14 protein-coding genes are annotated in these 15,518 nt (G+C 70.5%); 5 read left to right on the forward strand and 9 right to left on the reverse strand.

Going from position 1 to position 15,518, the window contains the following annotated elements:
• Positions 1 to 80: 80 nt before the first annotated feature.
• Complete coding sequence (locus ACFYRX_RS22640; RefSeq protein ID WP_389102743.1) at positions 81 to 1,982, forward strand: ABC transporter ATP-binding protein; 1,902 nt, start codon at positions 81 to 83, stop codon at positions 1,980 to 1,982.
• Between the two features lie 13 nt (positions 1,983 to 1,995).
• Here ACFYRX_RS22640 and ACFYRX_RS22645 read toward each other — a convergent pair whose 3' ends face one another.
• The 7 genes from ACFYRX_RS22645 to ctaD form a co-directional block, all read right to left on the reverse strand.
• Positions 1,996 to 3,216, reverse strand: a complete 1,221-nt coding sequence (locus ACFYRX_RS22645) for a PP2C family protein-serine/threonine phosphatase (RefSeq protein WP_389102461.1) — start codon at positions 3,214 to 3,216, stop codon at positions 1,996 to 1,998.
• Positions 3,217 to 3,347: 131 nt separating this feature from the next.
• Positions 3,348 to 3,917, reverse strand: a complete 570-nt coding sequence (locus tag ACFYRX_RS22650) for a hemerythrin domain-containing protein (protein WP_389102464.1) — start codon at positions 3,915 to 3,917, stop codon at positions 3,348 to 3,350.
• A 1-nt stretch (position 3,918) separates the two neighbouring features.
• Positions 3,919 to 5,121, reverse strand: a complete 1,203-nt coding sequence (locus ACFYRX_RS22655; RefSeq protein ID WP_389102467.1) for a hypothetical protein — start codon at positions 5,119 to 5,121, stop codon at positions 3,919 to 3,921.
• A 137-nt stretch (positions 5,122 to 5,258) separates the two neighbouring features.
• Positions 5,259 to 5,828, reverse strand: coding sequence for a hypothetical protein (locus tag ACFYRX_RS22660; RefSeq protein WP_389102470.1), 570 nt, complete (start codon positions 5,826 to 5,828; stop codon positions 5,259 to 5,261).
• Positions 5,825 to 6,709: a cytochrome c oxidase assembly protein gene (locus tag ACFYRX_RS22665; protein WP_389102473.1), complete on the reverse strand. Its 885-nt coding sequence runs from the start codon at positions 6,707 to 6,709 to the stop codon at positions 5,825 to 5,827. Before ACFYRX_RS22665 ends, ACFYRX_RS22660 begins: the two co-directional genes overlap by 4 nt.
• Positions 6,706 to 7,197 carry a DUF2243 domain-containing protein gene (locus ACFYRX_RS22670; RefSeq protein WP_389102475.1) on the reverse strand — a complete coding sequence of 164 codons (492 nt, stop codon included), beginning with the start codon at positions 7,195 to 7,197 and terminating at the stop codon, positions 6,706 to 6,708. The genes ACFYRX_RS22665 and ACFYRX_RS22670 overlap by 4 nt, the downstream gene beginning before the upstream one ends.
• 4 nt (positions 7,198 to 7,201) lie before the next feature.
• Positions 7,202 to 8,908 (reverse strand): cytochrome c oxidase subunit I, encoded by a 1,707-nt coding sequence (gene ctaD / locus ACFYRX_RS22675; protein ID WP_389102478.1) that lies wholly within the window; start codon positions 8,906 to 8,908, stop codon positions 7,202 to 7,204.
• Positions 8,909 to 9,154: 246 nt separating this feature from the next.
• Between ctaD and panD the strand changes: the two genes are divergently transcribed.
• On the forward strand, positions 9,155 to 9,574 hold the full coding sequence (panD, locus tag ACFYRX_RS22680; RefSeq protein ID WP_389102481.1) for an aspartate 1-decarboxylase: 420 nt from the start codon (positions 9,155 to 9,157) through the stop codon (positions 9,572 to 9,574).
• 38 nt (positions 9,575 to 9,612) lie between these two features.
• Positions 9,613 to 9,963 carry a GNAT family N-acetyltransferase gene (locus ACFYRX_RS22685; RefSeq protein ID WP_389102482.1) on the forward strand — a complete coding sequence of 117 codons (351 nt, stop codon included), beginning with the start codon at positions 9,613 to 9,615 and terminating at the stop codon, positions 9,961 to 9,963.
• Between the two features lie 409 nt (positions 9,964 to 10,372).
• Here the strand turns inward: ACFYRX_RS22685 and gndA are convergent, their stop codons facing one another.
• Positions 10,373 to 11,812, reverse strand: coding sequence for an NADP-dependent phosphogluconate dehydrogenase (gene gndA / locus ACFYRX_RS22690; RefSeq protein WP_389102485.1), 1,440 nt, complete (start codon positions 11,810 to 11,812; stop codon positions 10,373 to 10,375).
• A 269-nt stretch (positions 11,813 to 12,081) separates the two neighbouring features.
• On the opposite strand from gndA, the gene ACFYRX_RS22695 reads away from it, so the two are divergent.
• Positions 12,082 to 13,218, forward strand: a complete 1,137-nt coding sequence (locus ACFYRX_RS22695) for a transglycosylase family protein (protein ID WP_389102488.1) — start codon at positions 12,082 to 12,084, stop codon at positions 13,216 to 13,218.
• Here the strand turns inward: ACFYRX_RS22695 and ACFYRX_RS22700 are convergent.
• Positions 13,208 to 14,533, reverse strand: a complete 1,326-nt coding sequence (locus ACFYRX_RS22700) for a DMT family transporter (RefSeq protein WP_389102491.1) — start codon at positions 14,531 to 14,533, stop codon at positions 13,208 to 13,210. The two genes, ACFYRX_RS22695 and ACFYRX_RS22700, sit on opposite strands and share 11 nt — an antisense overlap.
• Before the next feature lie 210 nt (positions 14,534 to 14,743).
• Here ACFYRX_RS22700 and ACFYRX_RS22705 point away from each other — a divergent pair, with 210 nt between their 5' ends.
• Positions 14,744 to 15,487: a (2Fe-2S)-binding protein gene (locus ACFYRX_RS22705; RefSeq protein ID WP_389102494.1), complete on the forward strand. Its 744-nt coding sequence runs from the start codon at positions 14,744 to 14,746 to the stop codon at positions 15,485 to 15,487.
• Positions 15,488 to 15,518: the final 31 nt, after the last annotated feature.

The raw sequence follows: 15,518 nt of genomic DNA on the forward strand, positions 1-15,518 counted from the left end.
ATCGAGTCCTTCGGTCGGGCAGTCGATGGTCGGGCATTGACCTCAACGACGCTTGAGGTCCTACGTTGTCCCCCATGAGCATGGAGACCACAGCCTGGACACAGCTTCACAGTGTCATGAACGCCGAGCAGGAACGCCGCCCCTTCGCCCGAGCGACCCTGCGCCGCATCGGCGGTTTCGCCCGCCCGCACCGCACGCGCATCGCACGCTTCGTCGTGCTCGGGGTGGCGTCCGCGCTGCTCGCCGTCGCCACGCCCGTCCTGGCCGGACACATCGTCGACGCGATCGTGTCGGGCGACGACGAGGGCACGGTCGTACGCCTGGCCCTGCTCATCGCCCTCATCGCGGTCGCGGAGGCGGCGCTCGGCATCCTCGCCAGACGCCTGTCGTCCTCGCTCGGGGAGGGCCTCATCCTCGATCTGCGCACGGCTGTGTTCGATCATGTGCAGCGCATGCCGGTCGCGTTCTTCACACGCACTCGTACGGGAGCGCTCGTCTCCCGTCTCAACAACGACGTCATCGGCGCCCAGCGCGCCTTCAGCAACACCCTGTCCGGCGTGGTCAGCAACCTGGTCACCCTGCTGCTCACCCTTGTGGTGATGCTCACCCTGTCCTGGCAGATCACCCTGCTCGCCCTCGTGCTGCTCCCGGTGTTCGTGATCCCGGCCCGCCGCATGGGCAGCCGGATGGCCCGGATGCAGCGGGAGGCGGCCACCCTCAACGCGGCCATGGGCACCCGCATGACCGAACGCTTCTCCGCGCCCGGCGCCACCCTGGTCAAGCTCTTCGGCCGCCCCGAACAGGAGTCCGTGGAGTTCGCGGCCCGGGCCCGCCAGGTGGCGGACATCGGCGTACGGACCGCCACGGCCCAGTCGGTGTTCATCACCGCCCTGACCCTGGTCTCCGCCCTTGCCCTCGCCCTGGTCTACGGCCTCGGCGGCTGGTTCGCCCTGCGCGGCAGCCTGGAACCCGGCGCGGTGGTCTCCCTGGCGCTGCTCCTGACCCGCATGTACGCCCCGCTCACCGCGCTGGCCGGAGCCCGCGTCGAGGTGATGAGTGCGCTGGTCAGTTTCGAGCGGGTCTTCGAGGTGCTGGACCTCAAACCGCTGATCGAGGACAAGCCGGACGCCCGCGAGGTCCCCGAGGGACCGGTCGCCGTCGAGTTCGCGGACGTCCGCTTCGGCTACCCCTCCGCCGACAAGGTCTCCCTGGCCTCCCTCGAGGAGGTCGCCTCACTCGACACCCGCGGCGGCGCCGAGGTCCTGCACGGCATCTCCTTCCGGGCCGAACCCGGCCAGACCATCGCACTCGTCGGCTCGTCCGGCGCGGGCAAGTCGACCGTCGCCCAGTTGCTTCCCCGCCTGTACGACGTCGACGAGGGTGCCGTCCGCATCGGCGGCGTCGACGTCCGCGACCTGAGTGCCGGTTCCCTGCGGGCGACCCTCGGGATGGTCACCCAGGACGGCCACCTCTTCCACGACACGGTCCGCGCGAACCTGCTGCTGGCCCGCCCCGAGGCCGACGAGGCAGAGCTGTGGGACGCGCTGAGCCGCTCCCGCCTCGACGGCCTCGTACGGTCCCTGCCCGACGGCCTCGACACCGTGGTCGGCGAACGCGGCTACCGGCTCTCCGGCGGCGAACGCCAGCGCATGACCATCGCCCGGCTCCTGCTGGCCCGCCAGCGCGTCGTCATCCTCGACGAGGCCACCGCCCACCTGGACAACACCTCCGAGGCCGCCGTGCAGGAGGCACTCACCGAGGCACTGGAGGGCAGGACGGCGATCGTGATCGCCCACCGGCTGTCGACGGTACGCGCGGCCGACCAGATCCTGGTGGTCGAGGACGGGCAGATCGTGGAACGCGGCACGCACGAGGAACTGCTCGTGCTCGACGGCCGGTACGCGGAGCTGTACCGGACCCAGTTCGCGTCACACGGCGACGGGCCGACGGAGATCCCGGCGGCGAGCGAGGCCGTGGCCTGAGGACACCGGCAGGTCAGGGCACGAGCCGCTGCTGGTCACCGGCACGCCATTCGACGAGCAGGACGGTGGCGTCGTCGTCCAGGCCGCCGCGGTGGTGGTCGAGGACCGCGTGCATGAGGCGACGCAGGGTCTCGTGGAGTGTCTGGCGGTCGGAGTGGTGACGGACGACGAAGTCGACGAACCGGTCGCGCCCGAACCGGCGCCCCCCGGCGTCACGGGCGTCGACGACCCCGTCGGTGTACAGCAGCAGCCGGTCGCCCGGCTCCAGCTGGTGTTGGCTGACGACGATCGGAAGGCCCAGGTCGGCGCCCATCGGCCCGGCCGGCGGGCAGGCCAGTTCGGTGGTCCAGCGGTTGCCGCGGATGACGAGCGGCAGATGGTGACCGCGGTTGATCCAGGTCAGGCGCCCGGTGTCGAGATCGAGGTCGGCGAGGATGCCGGTGATGTAGCGGCTGGTGCCGAAGTGGGCCACGAGGACGTCCTCGACGGCCCGGCTGGTCTCGGCCAGGGTGGCGCCCTGGCGGCGGGCGTTGCGGCAGGCGGCCACCGCCACGTTGGCGGTGATCCCCGCGGTGGTGTCGTGGCCCATGGCGTCCAGTACCGCCAGATGCAGGGTGCTGTCGCTGACGGCGTAGTCGAAGGCGTCACCGCCCATCTCGTACGCGGGCTCGCTCACGGCACCCACGGTCACGTCACGGCCGGCGAAGGCGGGCTGGGGCAGCAGCTTCCACTGCATCTCCGCCGCCACGTTCATCGCCTCGGTACGGACAAGCCGGGCATAGGAGTCACTGGAGGGCCGCTTGCTGAGCAGGAGCAGCGCCACCATCGAGGCAAGGTCGCGCAGATCCCGCCGTACGGCCTTCTCGTCACCGTCCTCCGAGTCGGCCCGCAGGATCCCGATGCGTTCGACTCCGTCGGTCACCGGCACCCACCACCGTCGCCGTGTCCGCGTCACGCGCTGCGGTTCGGCGACGAGGACCACCCGCTGATAGGCCCGCCCGGGCAGGGTGCCGTCGATGCGTATCCGTTCCCCGCCCGCCCCCGCGTCGAGGCCGTGGCCGGTGATCTGCCGCAGCAGCGTCTCGCGGAGGTCGACCGCGAAGACGGCCACGTCGTACAGGCCGACCGTGGCGGCATGGCCGGCGACGAGGCCGGGCAACTGCTCCAGCGCCACCGTGTGCGCGTCCTGCATCAGCCGACGCAGCATCCACCCGGTGTTCCCGGTGTTCACCATGCCACCACCCCGGTCACGCGTATCGGCGGAGGACCGGGTACCCCGGGACCGGACGCACGACTCCTGGGCCGCGGCGGTCACATCGACGCCGCGGCCCAGGAGTCGGATCGTGCCGTCGGGCAAGGGGCCGGTCAGCCGTCCTTGCCCATGGCCTTGCGTACGGCGTCCCGGGTGCGGTCGACCAGCGCGGCGACCGGTCCCAGGGCCATGTTCTTTGCCGCCGACTCGGTGCCGGGGTGGGGGTGGGTCGGGGCCATGGCCTCGGCCGCCTTCAGCGCGGTTGCCATGGAGGACAGCCGGGCCTTGTCCGCGTGACGGCGGATGTGGTTGAACTCGTAGCGTTCCTCGGCGCGGGCGTGCTTCATCACGTCCGTGCGCAGACTCTGGAGCTCGGGAAGGAACTTGGCGTCGTCCGTGTCCATCCCGTCGAGCCGCGACAGGAGTTCCTTCGCCTCCCGCTCCTCGGCCAGCCGCTCCTCCACGATCCGCGCGCCGTCCGGCACGGAGCTGCGGGTGAAGGGGTGGATGACCTCCTCCTCGGCCGTCTCGTGCACGGCGAGCAGCTGGATCAGGTTCCGGAAGGCGCTCCGGCGCTCGTCCCCGGAGGTCCGCTCCACCTCGTCGAAGAGGTTGCGGATGTCACCGTGCTGACGCATCAGCAGGGCGACGACATCGGCGTCGCTCGCGGCGATCCCGGCCATGTCAGCTCCTCTCCCGGGAGGCGACGTCCGGGTGCTCGCCCTCCGACTCGATGCGGTACTCGCGGCCGAACGTCTCCCGGTGCTGGGCCATCACCCGCTCACTGGGCGGCTCCTCGCCGCCGTGCAGCTGCTCCTGCATCTTCTGGAAGCGCTCGTGGGCGTCCCGGACATAGCCGGTGCCCAGGGTCGTCAGATCCATCTGGGTGTCCAGCAGACCCCGCACGAACTGCTTGTTCTCCTCGAAGGTCAGGACGTTCGGCAGCTCCGGCGCGAGGATCTCCTGCGGCTCGCGGCCGTCGTGACGGCGCATCAGGTCGCAGGCGATCCGCAGGTGTTCGAGCTCCATGTTCAGGTGCAGCTCCCAGATCGCCTTCACCTTGGGGTCGGGCTCCTGCTCCATGAAGGAGTGGTAGAGGTAGCACTCGTTGTACTCGTGGTTGACGAGCTGCTCCCACCACGTCTCGCCCGGGTCGACCAGGGACTCGTAGTGGGTGACGTGCTCCTCCTCGACGAGGGCGATCTCCTGGTACAGCTGGCGGGCGATCGGCTCCATGTACTGGGGACCGACGTTCAGGTAGAAGTTCAGGGTCTGCTGCTCGGCCGCCATGATGGTCAGCGCGTGCAGCCGGGAGATCGGGTCGACCGTCGTCCGGTCGTAGGGCTCGCGCACGTTGTCGGCCGGGTGCCGGTGGTGGAACTTGGTCGGCCGTCCCGGCATGACCTCGGTGAGGCCCTCGACGATCGACTCGGCCTTGCGGTGCTCGATCATCTCGTACAGGTTGGAGTACCGGTACAGGTGGTCGAAGTCCTCCAGGACGCCGAACTCGTACGCCTGCTTGAGATACGGGTCGGGCTCGTGGCGGGCGATCCAGCCCGTGAGGTCGACCGCGACCTGCTCGTAGGAGATCGTCGTCTCCAGGACCGAGGCGAGGCCGGGCAGCAGCCAGTTGACGGCCTTCTGCTGCTGCTGCTCGATGTAACGGACCTCCGCCAGCTGCCGTTTGACCTCGAGGTCGGGACAGTGACGGGCGAACTGGTGGCTGAACTGGATCGCTTCCATCTCGATGCCGTTCATCGCGATGATCCGGCACTTGGTGTACGGGTCGCCGTGGTCGGGGTCGACGGGCTCGACGTCGAGCTCCCGCCAGGTGCGCAACTGGCGGTCCAGAGGGATTCCTCGGTGTTCCAGGGGGTTGAAGCCCATGGGGGTCTCCTCGGCTGTGGGCCGGAACGGGGCCGCGCGCGGGTACCCGTGGAGATTGGGTGTAACCGGGGTGAGGGAATGGTGCGGTCGTGGAACCGGCCAGATGACGGAGGGCCGTCTCCGCCGCACGGGCCGTGTCACGGTGCCGAGTTCTCCCCAGCGGCTGCCGAGGGAGGCTCCGGCGGCGCCGTGGGAAACAGCAGGGTCGTGGCGGCCCTGGCGTGCAGGGGGTCCAGCGTCCTGATCTGCCGCCCGGCCCTTCGCAGCAACTCCTCCAGCCGGTCGGCGTCCAGACGGGAGTCCTGGGCCGACGCGGCGAGCAGACCGCGCCACAGCGCCGCCTTGCCCTGCGCGCCCAGCCGCAGCGCCTCGAGCTCGATCACCACGGCCAGGCCGGAGCGGCGCAGCAGACGGCCGTTGGGCTTGACCCGCCCGGCCTTCTCACCCAGCCACGCCCCGTACGCCTTGTACCGCCTGACGGGGACGCCGAGATCGGCCAGCACACGCAGCAGGGCCTGCCGGTCCTGCGAGATCTCCTGGCTGAGGTCCGCCAAGGTCTCGCCGTAGGGCGCATCGCGGTGCTCGTGTGCCATGCGGCGGGCGAGTTCCACCCCCGCCGTCGCGCCGGCCAGATGGTCGTTGAGATAGATCCCCAGCCGCTGCTGCCGGGTCGGACCGCCTCGAGAGGCCCGTGCCGTCATGTTCATGATCGCCCTCCGGCTGCCGGAGTCCTGTGATGCGTCGTGTCCTGACCACCGGGTGCCCCGGCCGGACCGATCGACCGCCTCGCCCTGACACCCCTGGCGTGGCCGCGGGCTCGGGTCCGTTCCGCAGCGGTGTACCAGCCCACCCCCAGCAGCACCGCCAGTCCCGCTTCCACGAGGTCGCCGCCGTAGTACATCCACCGGGACCCCTGATGCATGTCGGCGAGGGCGAAGCCGGTGCCGGGCGGCGGGCGGGTGTAGAGGGTCCGGGCCAGCACGCCGTGCGCGGCACCGGCGGCCAGTACGGTCGCGCCGCGCACGACGGGACTCCACCGTCGGCCTGCGGGCACGGGATCGAGCCCGCAGACGGCGTAGGTGAACACGAGACCCGCGATCGACATGTGCAGCTGCACCACGCCGTGCAGCAGGGGATGCCGTGCTGTCACCGCGAACAGCTCGCTGCGGTACAGCAGCCACAGACCGCCGGCGTCCAGGAGGGCCGTCAGGGGAGGGCAGAGCAGCAGACCGACGGGACCGCTGTGCGCGACGGACACGAGGAGCCGCCGTATCCGGCCGGGCGGGAGGGCGCGCAGAGCGAGGGTGAGGGGACGCGCCGCGACGAGCAGCACCGGCGCCGCCATACCGACGACCAGGTGCTGGACCACGTGCTGGGTGAACGGTCCTCCCCACAGTCCTCCCGGCGTCGCCCACGCCGTCCCCGCGCCCCCGACGGCGAACGAGACGTCCCGCCAAGGGGACCAGGCGTCCCCACGTCGGCGCAGCCGTCGTGCGGCGGCCAGATAGCCGACGGTCACCAGCAGCGCGGCTCCGGAGACGGCCGCCCCGACCGGACCCGGGTCCGGGTGGAGGTGCGCCGGCGTCATCCCGGCGGACCGCCGGTGCCGTGCCGGGCAGCGCGCACGGCGAGGCCCACGCCGATGAGCAGCAGGAGCAGGCCGGTGAGGTTCCAGGCCCAGTCGTACGGGGTGACGTCCACGCCGTAGCGGATCTGGTGCAGGCGCAGCAGCTTGTGGTCCACGACGCCGTCGAACAGTTGGAAGGCACCCATGCCCAGGAACAGTCCGGCCCGGGCGTGGGACGGTGCGAGGGAACGGCGGCGGCGAAGATCCGCGTAGAGGAAGAACCCGGCGCACAGGCCCAGCAGTTCGGCGGTGTGCAGCAGTCCGTCGGAGAGCAGGCCGACGGCGGTGGTCGAGCGGTCGTAGAAGTGGTGCCAGCCCAGGATCTGGTGGAAGACGATCTCGTCGACCGCGGCCGTCACCGCCGCCCCGATCAGCGCGCACACGGACATCGACCTGAGTGGCTCGGCACGGGCGCCCGGAGTGGTGCCGGGCCGGACGGACGCGCTCATGCGCTCATCCCTGCTCGTGGCCCTCGGCGTCCACGACGTCGCGCTTCCCGGCGTGTTTGCGCTGGTCGTGCTCCGCCGTCCGCGGGTGGTGCAGATCGAAGGCCGGCGATTCGGAGCGGATGGGCGGAAGGGAGGTGAAGTTGTGGCGCGAGGGAGGACAGGAGGTGGCCCACTCCAGGGAGCGGCCGAATCCCCATGGATCGTCCACGTCGATCCGCTCGCCCTTCTTCGCGGTCCGCCACACGTTGTAGAGGAACGGCAGCGTGGACAGGCCCAGCAGGAAGGCCCCGACGGAGGAGACGGTGTTCAGGGCGGTGAAGCCGTCGGCGGCGAGATAGTCGGCGTAACGGCGGGGCATGCCCTCGGCGCCGAGCCAGTGCTGGACCAGGAACGTGGTGTGGAAGCCGACGAACAGCGTCCAGAAGTGGATCCGCTCCAGCCGGTGGTCGAGCATGGTGCCGGTCATCTTCGGCCACCAGAAGCTGAATCCGCCGAACATCGCGAAGACGATGGTGCCGAAGAGGACGTAGTGGAAGTGCGCCACGACGAAGTAGCTGTCGGTGACGTGGAAGTCCATCGGCGGCGAAGCGAGGATCACGCCGGTCAGGCCGCCGAACAGGAACGTGACGAGGAAGCCCGCCGCCCACAGCATCGGTGGTTCGAAGGAGAGCGAGCCCTTCCACATGGTGCCGATCCAGTTGAAGAACTTGACGCCCGTCGGCACGGCGATCAGGAAGCTCATGAAGGAGAAGAACGGCAGCAGTACGGCCCCGGTGGCGAACATGTGGTGGGCCCACACGGTCACGGAGAGACCGGTGATGGCGATGGTGGCGCCGATCAGCCCCACGTAGCCGAAGATCGGCTTCCGGGAGAACACCGGGATGATCTCGCTGATCACCCCGAAGAAGGGCAGGGCGAGGATGTAGACCTCGGGATGCCCGAAGAACCAGAACAGGTGCTGCCACAGCAGCGGCCCGCCGTACTGGGCGTCGAAGACATGGGACCCGAAACGCCGGTCCGCCTCCAGCGCGAGCAGCGCGGCCGCCAGGACCGGGAAGGCCAGCAGGACGAGCACCGAGGTCAGGAGCACGTTCCAGGTGAAGATCGGCATCCGGAACATGGTCATGCCGGGGGCGCGCATGCAGATGATGGTGGTGATGAAGTTGACCGCCCCGAGGATGGTGCCGAACCCGGCCAGCGCCAGCCCCATGATCCACAGATCGGCGCCCACATAGCCGCTGCGGATGGGACCGCTGAGCGGGGTGTACGCGGTCCAGCCGAAGTCGGCGGCGCCCTGCGGGGTGAGGAAGCTGCCGAGCACGATCAGGCCGCCGAAGAGGAACAGCCAGTACGAGAACATGTTCAGCCGGGGGAAGGCGACGTCCGGCGAGCCGATCTGCAGCGGCATGACCGCGTTGGCGAACCCGGCGAAGGTCGGCGTCGCGAAGAGCAGCAGCATGATCGTGCCGTGCATCGTGAACGCCTGGTTGTACTGCTCGGTCGACATCAACTGCAGCCCCGGGCGGGCCAGTTCCGCCCGGATCGCCATCGCCAGCGCCCCACCGACCAGGAAGAACGAGAACGAGGTGATCAGGTACAGGTGACCGATCTTCTTGTGGTCGGTGGTGGTCAGCCAGGACACCACCACGCGCCCCTTGCTCCGACGCCCCGCCACGGGGACGGGGGAGACCGGTTCGGTATGCGTCGCCATCGATTCCCCCGTCCCGCCCGGAGGCGCGTGTGAAGGTGTCGTGTCGGGGGCGTGTAACCAGTCCGGCGGGAGCTAGTCATGGCAGTTCTCGACCCGGGGACGCGGGGTGCGGAAGCCTGCCCTGCTGTGGCGATGGTCACGAACGCGTCCGGGGCCGGAGCGGGGGCCCGGACCCGCAGTAAAATCCCCCCACAGCCCTTGACCTGCACGAACGCGGGCAGGGAGCCTACGTTCAGGAGTGCTCCGATGTTGCGCACCATGTTCAAGTCCAAGATCCACCGAGCCACCGTCACCCAGGCCGACCTGCACTACGTGGGATCGGTGACCATCGACGCGGACCTTCTCGACGCCGCCGACCTGCTGCCCGGTGAGCTCGTCCACATCGTCGACATCACCAACGGCGCCCGGCTGGAGACGTACGTCATCGAGGGTGAGCGAGGCTCCGGCGTGATCGGCATCAACGGTGCCGCCGCCCATCTCGTCCACCCCGGAGATCTGGTGATCATCATCAGTTACGCTCAGGTGACCGACGCCGAGGCGCGGGCACTGCGGCCCCGGGTCGTGCATGTGGACCGTGACAACCGCATCGTGGCCCTGGGTGCCGATCCGTCCGAGCCGGTGCCGGGTTCGGACCAGGAGCGCAGCCCGCAGGCGGTGCCGGCCTGACCTTGCTGCTCGACGACCTTCGGACCAGGAGCGTGCCCATGAGCGACATCGAGATCCGCGACGACCGACAGGCCGGCCGCCTGGAGGCCCTCGGTTCCGGGGGAGGCGAAGTCGTCGGCCACATCCAGTACTTCGTCCTCGAATCCCCCGGGCGCGCCCTGGTCCCGGTCCACACCATCGTGGAACCGGCCCACGAGGGAAAGGGCATCGCGGGCTCCCTGGCCCGCGAGCTCTACACCATCGCGGCTCGCGAGGGCGTTCCCGTCGCCCCCCTCTGCCCGTACGTCGTCAAGTGGGCCGAACGTCACCCGGACGAGGCCCCTGCGGCGGACCCGGAGCTTCTGCGCGCGGCGAAGGACTGGCTGAAGGCCCACCCCGAGGGTTTCTGAGCCGCGGGTGCCCGTAGCGCCCGCCGGTGCCCTCCGACCGGGTGACTGCCGTCGCCGCTCACGGGTACGCGGGGGAGTGATCCAGAGCCGACGTCGACCGACAGGCTGGAGGACACGATGACCAATCCGTATCCCGAACCGGTCCCACCGGGGCCCACGCCAGGTCCCACACCGGGCCCGACCCCGGATCCCCCCTCGCCCCCGGTACCGTCCCCGGGCCCCTACCCGGCTCCGGACCCCTCTCCCGTCCCGCCCGGCCCGGAGCCGCTGCCGACGCCGGAACCGGGTCCTCCGCTCACCTGAACGAAAAGATCGAAAAGTGGGGCGGCACGAGAGTGCCGCCCCACTCCTACTCCCTAGCGGTGCGGGGAACTGCGCGACCAGCCCTCACGCACCCTCAGAAGCCCTCTTACGAGGTCACCTCGGACCGGTCTCCACCCCACAGCGTGTGGAACGACCCCTCCTGGCCCACCTTCTGGTAGGTGTGCGCTCCGAAGAAGTCCCGCTGTCCCTGCGTGAGCGCGGCCGGCAGGCGCTCGGCGCGCAGCGCGTCGTAGTAGGCGAGCGCCGCCGAGAAGCCGGGCACCGGCACGCCCTGCCGGGTCGCCGCGATGATCACGTCACGCCAGTCGTCCTGCGCCGACGCGATCTCCTGGGCGAAGGTGTCGTCGGACAGCAGGCTCGGCAGGTCCGCGCGGGTGTCGTACGCGGCCCGGATACGGTCCAGGAAGGCCGCGCGGATGATGCAGCCGCCGCGCCAGATCGCGGACACGGCACCCAGGTCGATGTCCCAGTCGTACTCCTCGCGGGCCGCCGAGATCTCGTGGAAGCCCTGGGTGTACGACACGATCTTCGACGCGTACAGCGCCTGCTCGACGCGGTCCGCGAAGGCGCCCGCTTCGGACTCCGAGAGGGCGGACGCCTTGGGACCGGCGAGACCGCGGGACGCCTCCCGCAGGTCCGCGTGGCCGGACAGGGACCGCGCGAAGACGGCCTCCGCGATGCCCGACACCGGGACACCCAGGTCGAGGGCGATCTGGACCGTCCAGCGGCCGGTGCCCTTCTGCTCGGCCTGGTCCACCACGACGTCCACGAACGGCTTGCCCGTCGCCGCGTCCACGTGGGACAGCACCTCGGCGGTGATCTCGATCAGGTACGAGTCCAGGCGGCCCGTGTTCCAGGTGCGGAAGATGTCGGCGATCTGCGCGGGGGTGTATCCGGCCACGTCCCGCAGCAGCTGGTACGCCTCGCCGATCAGCTGCATGTCGGCGTACTCGATGCCGTTGTGGACCATCTTCACGAAGTGCCCGGCGCCGTCGGGACCGACGTGCGTCACGCAGGGCGCACCGTCCGCCGCCTTCGCGGAGATCTTCTCCAGCATCGGGCCGAGAGAGTCGTACGACTCCTTCGGGCCACCCGGCATGATGCTCGGGCCGAGAAGCGCGCCCTCCTCGCCGCCGGAGACACCCATGCCGACGAAGTGGATGCCCTGCTCGCGCAGGTCGCGCTCCCGGCGCCGGGTGTCCGCGAAGTGCGCGTTGCCACCGTCGATGATCATGTCGCCGGGCTCGAGCAGCGGCGCGAACTCCTGGATCACCGCGTCCGTCGGCTCGCCAGCCTTCACCATGATGACCAGCCGGCGCGGCCGCTCCAGGGCCGCCACGAACTCCTTGGCGGTCTCCGCCGCGACGAACTCGCCCTCGCTCCCGAACTCCTCGACCAGGGCGTGCGTGCGCGACGCGGTCCGGTTGTGCAGGGCGACCGTATAGCCGTTGCGGGCGAAGTTGCGGGCCAGGTTGCGGCCCATGACCGCGAGGCCCGTGACGCCGATCTGCGCTGTTGTGCTCATACCGCCTGCTCTCAAAAGATCCTGTGGATCGCGTTGGTCATGTAACGCTGCTGCCGGTCGTGCTTGTCAGTATCGTCCACCGGTCATCCTGGCTTGTCGGGGGACGGTTCGCACACCAGGGATACGGTTCGGGCCGCTCGTTGTGTTCAGCCGGGGGCGGCGGTTCGGTGCGCTGCCGGAGGCGGCTGGTTGCCGTCTTGTCATGGCCTGTTCGCAGCGCTTACTTTTGCCCCTCCTGGCGCATGACGCATGTCTAGGGGGAGGCCTCCATGGCCGTACGCGGCCGGCACCGCCGGTATCAGCCGAACAGGATCAACCGCGCATCGCTCACCGTCACCGCGGGCGGAGTCGGCATCGCGGTCCCGCTCATCGGCACCGGCACCGCCCACGCGGCCGACGTGGACATCTGGAACAAGGTCGCCGCGTGCGAGTCGAGCGCCAACTGGAGCATCAACACCGGGAACGGCTACTACGGCGGGCTCCAGTTCACCCGGTCCACCTGGGAGTCGTACGGGGGCACCCGGTACGCGGCGCGCGCGGATCTGGCCACCAAGGACCAGCAGATCGCCGTCGCCGAGAAGGTGCTGCGGGGGCAGGGCCCGGGCGCCTGGCCGACGTGCTCGGTGCGGGCCGGACTCACCCGCGACGGATCCGCCCCGGACATCCACCCGGCGGGGACGACGGGCACGACCAGGAAAACGACCTCCGTCCAGGACGTCCAGCCGCAGACCACACCGCAGTCACGGGCGGGAACGGCCGAGATGTACACGGTGGTCCGCGGCGACACGCTCTCGGGGATCGCCGACGCCCAGAAGGTCCGTGGCGGCTGGCACGGGCTGTACGCGGCCAACCGCCGGACCGTCGGCGCCGACCCCGACCTGATCGTGCCCGGGCAGCGGCTGAAACTGCGGGCCACCGCCGGTACGACCACCACCGCCGACACCACCTCGACGAAGAAGACCTCCTCCGACACCGGGGAGGCGACGAAGAAGGCCACGGACACGGGCCTGGTCGCCCCCGTGAACGCCTCCCTCGGCACCCCCTACCGCAAGGCGGGCGCCGTCTGGTCGAAGGGCTACCACACCGGCGTCGACTTCGCGGTGCCCACCGGGACCACGGTGAAGGCGGTGGCGGCCGGCAAGGTGGTCAGCTCGGGATGGGCCGGATCCTTCGGGTACCAGGTAGTGATCCGGCACGCCGACGGCCGCTACACGCAGTACGCCCACCTGTCCGCGATCTCCGTGAAGTCCGGCCAGACGGTGGGCGGTGGGCAGCGCATCGGCCGGTCCGGGTCCACCGGCAACAGCTCGGGCCCGCATCTGCACTTCGAGGTGCGGACGGGGCCCGGCTTCGGTACCGACATCGACCCGGTGGCCTATCTCAGGACCGGCGGCATCAGGATTTGACACGCATGCGGTGTCGGTCGAGGACCGGCATCGGGAAGTACGCGGCGCCGTAGAAGGGCCCGTAGTACACCGGAAGCTCGTCACCCGGCTCCAGGGGCTCGTCCGACGGCGTCGCCTCGGCCGCGGCGGGGGCCGGGACGAGCATGTCCTCGCGCAGGGCGGCGGTGACCTTTTCGACGAGGGCGCTGTCGCGCTGGGTCGTTTCGGCCGGTTGCTCGGCGTGGATGCCTTCGTGCTGTGCCGCGGGGATCGGCTCCTGGACGGGTGCGGGGACGAACACCTCCGCGCGGTCGGGGGCCGGGACGAGCATGTCCTCGCGCAGGGCGGCGGTGACCTTTTCGATGAGGGCGCTGTCGCGCAGGGCTGTTTCGGCCGGTTGCTCGGCGTGGATGCCTTCGCGCTGTGCCGCGGGGGTCGGGTCCTCGGCGGGCGCCGGGACGAACACCTCCGCGCTGTGGGCCGCGGCGGGCTCCTGCTCCGCGTGGGTGCGCTGGAGCCGCTCCGTCGTCAGCAGGATCAGGCCGCCCGCCGCCACCACGCCGCAGCCCAGGGCGAGCATGGTGCCCGTGGCGCCGTAGCGGAAGGTCTCGCCGAACATCGTGATGCCGACGGCGGCCGCCACCACCGGGTTCACGACCGTCAGCGTGGCCAGCGGAGCCGCGAGTCCCGCACCGCGGTAGGAGGCCTGCGACAGCATCAGTCCGGCCGTGGCCAGGACGCCGATCGCGGCCAGCGCGGGCAGGTCCGCCGCCGACACGCCGCCGCTCCAGTCGACGGCGACCGTCTTGGTGAACACCGAGGACATGCCGAACGCTATGCCGGACGCGGTCGCGAGCAGCACGCTGCGGACCACCGGGTGCCGGTGCGCGGCACGGCCCGCGATCATCAGCGATACCACCGCGGCGGCCGTCACGATCCCGGCGAACACCCGCTGGGCCGTGCTCAGCGACTGCGCGTCGGACGTGCCCACCAGGGAGAGCAGACCGGCCAGACCGACCGTCGCCATGATCGCGCCCCGCCAGGCGGTGGCCCCGGCCCTGCGGCCCACGAACAGCGCGGCCATCGGCAGCGCGAACACGATCGTCAGGGCGCCCAGCGGCTGGACCAGGCTCAGCGGGCCGTAGGCCAGCGCCACCACGTGCAGCAGTCCGCCGAGGCCGTTGAGCGCGACCGCCGCCCACCAGCTCGGCCGGCGCAGCGGAGCGTAGTGCTCGTCGGGGTGCGACACCGCGACCTGCTCCTGCACGATCGCTCCGCCCGCGTAGGCGACGGCGGAGACGAGGGAGAGGAGCACGGACAACGCGAGGGCACTCATGAGCTGCTCCTCTGCGTGAGGCGAGGGCGGGCTGCCCGGCGCGACGGACTGTCGTCTTCCATGCCCAACACGATGCCGTGAAAAGTTCTTCCCGTCGTCGTACCTGAGCAGGCAATGGGTCCTACTGCCGATGGAGTACAAAAGGGTCCGTGTCCTCCCCAAGACGGGTGACACGGGGTGGAGGCCCCCTGGTGGGTTCCCCTACGGGTCTTGGTACTACTGCTGGTCGTGGACCTCGACCCTGATCTCGCGGCACTGCGACCGCTCGGCGCCTTCTTCGTACTACGGACGATCGGCGGCGCCCCCGGGGCATCGCACCCGGCGCTGCCGACCCTCGCACAAGTCTACGAGAACCAGGCTTCGGATGTTTACGGAAATTCCATGACTTTTCGTGTCCGGAAGGTCGCCCACGCCCTGAACGCGCCCGAGCCGCGGATCGCCGCCTCCATCGCCCACCAGGGCCTCGCGGCACGGCTGTGGTCGGTGGCGCTCGGCTGCGCGGTCCTGTACGGCCACATCCCGGACCTCGCCCCGCACCGGCTGCACTGGGATCCCGACGCGAGCGCGCCCGACGACCTGTGGCTGGACGCGGTGCGGCCGCTCCCGGGCGATGCCGGGGCGATCGCCGACGTCGTCCTGCACGGTCACCTCGAACCGCTCACGGCGGCGCTGCACGCCGAGTACCGGCTCGCCACCGGACTGCTGTGGGGCAACGCCGCCTCGGCGCTCGCGGGCGCCGCCCGTCAGCTGGGCCGCCGCACCGACGTCTCCGCCCGGGCCCGCGCTCTCGCGGCCGAACTCCTCGCCCACCCCCTGCTCGCCGGCACGCTCGACGGAACCACCCTGCGGCGCCGCAGCTGCTGTCTGTACTACCGGTTGCCGGGCGGTGGCGTGTGCGGTGACTGTTGCTTCACACGAGCCCCGCGCTCTTCCCCGCGCGGCGCATCTGGGTGACCATGAAGTCGACCAGCTCTGAGAAGGGGGT

The sequence above is a fragment of the Streptomyces sp. NPDC005374 genome (assembly GCF_042872225.1).
In the GTDB taxonomy this organism is placed as follows: domain Bacteria; phylum Actinomycetota; class Actinomycetes; order Streptomycetales; family Streptomycetaceae; genus Streptomyces.

Coding starts and splice junctions, on each gene's coding strand:
- ACFYRX_RS22695 (WP_389102488.1), top strand. CDS start 12,082: ATGGCCGTACGCGGCCGGCACCGCCGGTATCAGCCGAACAGGATCAAC.
- ACFYRX_RS22655 (WP_389102467.1), bottom strand. CDS start 5,121: ATGGGCTTCAACCCCCTGGAACACCGAGGAATCCCTCTGGACCGCCAG.
- ctaD (WP_389102478.1), bottom strand. CDS start 8,908: ATGGCGACGCATACCGAACCGGTCTCCCCCGTCCCCGTGGCGGGGCGT.
- ACFYRX_RS22650 (WP_389102464.1), bottom strand. CDS start 3,917: ATGGCCGGGATCGCCGCGAGCGACGCCGATGTCGTCGCCCTGCTGATG.
- ACFYRX_RS22645 (WP_389102461.1), bottom strand. CDS start 3,216: ATGGTGAACACCGGGAACACCGGGTGGATGCTGCGTCGGCTGATGCAG.
- ACFYRX_RS22640 (WP_389102743.1), top strand. CDS start 81: ATGGAGACCACAGCCTGGACACAGCTTCACAGTGTCATGAACGCCGAG.
- ACFYRX_RS22700 (WP_389102491.1), bottom strand. CDS start 14,533: ATGAGTGCCCTCGCGTTGTCCGTGCTCCTCTCCCTCGTCTCCGCCGTC.
- ACFYRX_RS22660 (WP_389102470.1), bottom strand. CDS start 5,828: ATGAACATGACGGCACGGGCCTCTCGAGGCGGTCCGACCCGGCAGCAG.
- panD (WP_389102481.1), top strand. CDS start 9,155: ATGTTGCGCACCATGTTCAAGTCCAAGATCCACCGAGCCACCGTCACC.
- ACFYRX_RS22670 (WP_389102475.1), bottom strand. CDS start 7,197: ATGAGCGCGTCCGTCCGGCCCGGCACCACTCCGGGCGCCCGTGCCGAG.
- ACFYRX_RS22685 (WP_389102482.1), top strand. CDS start 9,613: ATGAGCGACATCGAGATCCGCGACGACCGACAGGCCGGCCGCCTGGAG.
- ACFYRX_RS22665 (WP_389102473.1), bottom strand. CDS start 6,709: ATGACGCCGGCGCACCTCCACCCGGACCCGGGTCCGGTCGGGGCGGCC.
- gndA (WP_389102485.1), bottom strand. CDS start 11,812: ATGAGCACAACAGCGCAGATCGGCGTCACGGGCCTCGCGGTCATGGGC.